Genomic DNA, 2103 nt, shown 5'->3' on the forward strand with positions numbered 1-2103 from the left:
ACATAAATCATTTATGTTATTTTGATTAAAATTTATGTTTATTTTACGATTTTTATCTCATTTCATTATTTTTGATCAATTACATAAAAGAAGTTATGTTATTTTTTGAATATTTGAAACATTTAACTAAAAACCCATTTCTCTATCTTAAGAAAACTTAAGTACCTTACAATCTTCCCTATTAGTATAATAAGATAAACGGAGGGAATGACCATGAACAATACTCTTACATTCAGATTCGCGAAACGTAATGATACAGCACTCATTCCTCAATTCATCAAAAAATTAGCTGATTATGAAAAGATGCTAGATGAAGTGGTAGCAGATGAAGCCACACTTGAAACATGGATATTTGACAAGCAGAAAGCAGAAGTAATCTTTGCGGTAGTAGATAATAAAGAAATAGGTTTTTCCTTATTCTTCCATAACTTTTCTACATTCCTAGGACGTTCTGGTATTTATTTAGAAGATTTGTATGTAAAACCAGAATGTCGCGAAAACGGTTATGGTAAGGCAATTCTTAAGAAGCTTGCTTCTATTGCAGTAGAACGTGGCTGTGGACGTTTAGAATGGTGGTGTCTAGACTGGAATAAGCCTAGTATTGATTTCTATTTATCTCTAGGTGCCAAGCCTATGTCAGATTGGACAGTATATAGAATTACTGGAGATACTCTAAAAGAACTCGCAGACTAGAGGAGGTGTTTCTATGAAGAAGAAAACGATTATATCTATCATATTTGCCTGTATGATTATTGTAAGTGGTGTAATGTATTGGAATTATTCTAAAGACTATAATCATGTAATCAAAGAGAACTGGAATATATCTATTCCTTCAGATTCTGATTATTCTGAAGTATATAGTAAGGATGCTAGATCAAGTTTTAATGGAGATGGTGTCCGTTATCATGTTTTTACATATGAAAATGAAGAACCTATCGAAAAGATGTTTTCCTGGAAAAAAGATCAAGGAAAAACCATCTATGATGGTAACTATATAGATGCTACCAATAAATGGCTCGATGAGATCAATGTACTTGCAATAAGTCGTCCTCAGCATATTGATTGTGTCTATTGGTATAAGTCACATAAAGACCATAGCGAAATAATCATGCTATGGAATAAGAAAGAAAAGAGACTCTATGTAGTGGAGTCATTTATGTAGAAAGAACCTGTTCAAATGAGCAGGTTCTTTTACAGTTCGTATTTATTTGCAATCCTTTCAAGTACTTCATCAGCATCTATAATGTTACCTTCGTTAGACTGTTGTCTTGAAAGAACCATTAAGTGTATAATGTTTCATGCCAAAAGAGATATCCTCCACAGCACTATTTTCAAATATAATATAATAATATTTTCATATATCATCTGCTTAATGGATCCTATTTAGTGCTATACTATTAACAAGCAATAGTAGGGAGGCATAAGTTATGGATAAAGTATTAGAATGGGCAAAAGAATTACAGAGCCTTGCACAAGCAGGACTTTTCTATGGACACGATGTATATGATAAAGAGCGTTATCAGCGTATAAGAGAGATTGCAGCAGAAATGATGTTAACAAGAACAGATATACCAGCCGAAAAGATTCATGGATTATTCTGTAATGATGTAGGTTATCAAACGCCAAAAGTAGACACTCGTGCAGCTATATTCAAGGATGGGAAGTTTCTTAATGTAAAATAAAAAGGTCAATCGACTGTTCCTGGAGGAGGGTGTGAATTTAATCTTTCTCCTGCTGATAATGTAGTGAAAGAAACTAAAGAAGAAGCAGGATTGGATGTCTGTGTTAAAAAGGTCATATCTGTACAAGATAGAGATAAGCATAACCTTCCACCTTATGCTTATGGTGTTGTAAAGATCTTCTACTTATGTGAAGTACTAGGTGGAGAATTTATTGAAAATATAGAAACAACTGAAAGTAGATATTTTTCTAAAGAAGAACTTCCAGAATTAGCTGAACATAAATGTAACAAAGAACAAATACTGATGTGTTTTGACGCTTATCAATCTGATCATTGGACAGTAACTTTTGATTAGAAATTATATCTTTCAAATTAACACCACTAAAAAAATGGGGCTGTAACGAATAAATAGTATTTACTAC

Annotated in this window: 3 protein-coding genes and 1 pseudogene; all 4 read left to right on the forward strand. The window is 32.5% G+C overall.

Going from position 1 to position 2103, the window contains the following annotated elements; translation table 11 throughout:
* Positions 1-213 precede the first annotated feature (213 nt).
* Complete coding sequence (locus ACT8VG_RS10580) at positions 214-693, forward strand: GNAT family N-acetyltransferase (protein WP_444195850.1); 480 nt, start codon at positions 214-216, stop codon at positions 691-693.
* Between the two features lie 13 nt (positions 694-706).
* Positions 707-1162, forward strand: a complete 456-nt coding sequence (locus ACT8VG_RS10585; RefSeq protein WP_432267548.1) for a hypothetical protein — start codon at positions 707-709, stop codon at positions 1160-1162.
* 265 nt (positions 1163-1427) lie between these two features.
* The gene (locus ACT8VG_RS10590) at positions 1428-1682 is read left to right on the forward strand and encodes an NUDIX hydrolase (RefSeq protein ID WP_444195851.1); all 255 of its coding nucleotides are present in this window, start codon (positions 1428-1430) and stop codon (positions 1680-1682) included.
* 21 nt (positions 1683-1703) lie between these two features.
* Positions 1704-2036, forward strand: a pseudogene (locus ACT8VG_RS10595) (ADP-ribose pyrophosphatase); the annotation flags it as partial.
* Positions 2037-2103: the final 67 nt, after the last annotated feature.

This window comes from Catenibacterium sp. (genome assembly GCF_052354645.1).
Taxonomy (GTDB): Bacteria; Bacillota_I; Bacilli_A; order Erysipelotrichales; family Coprobacillaceae; genus Catenibacterium; species Catenibacterium mitsuoka_A.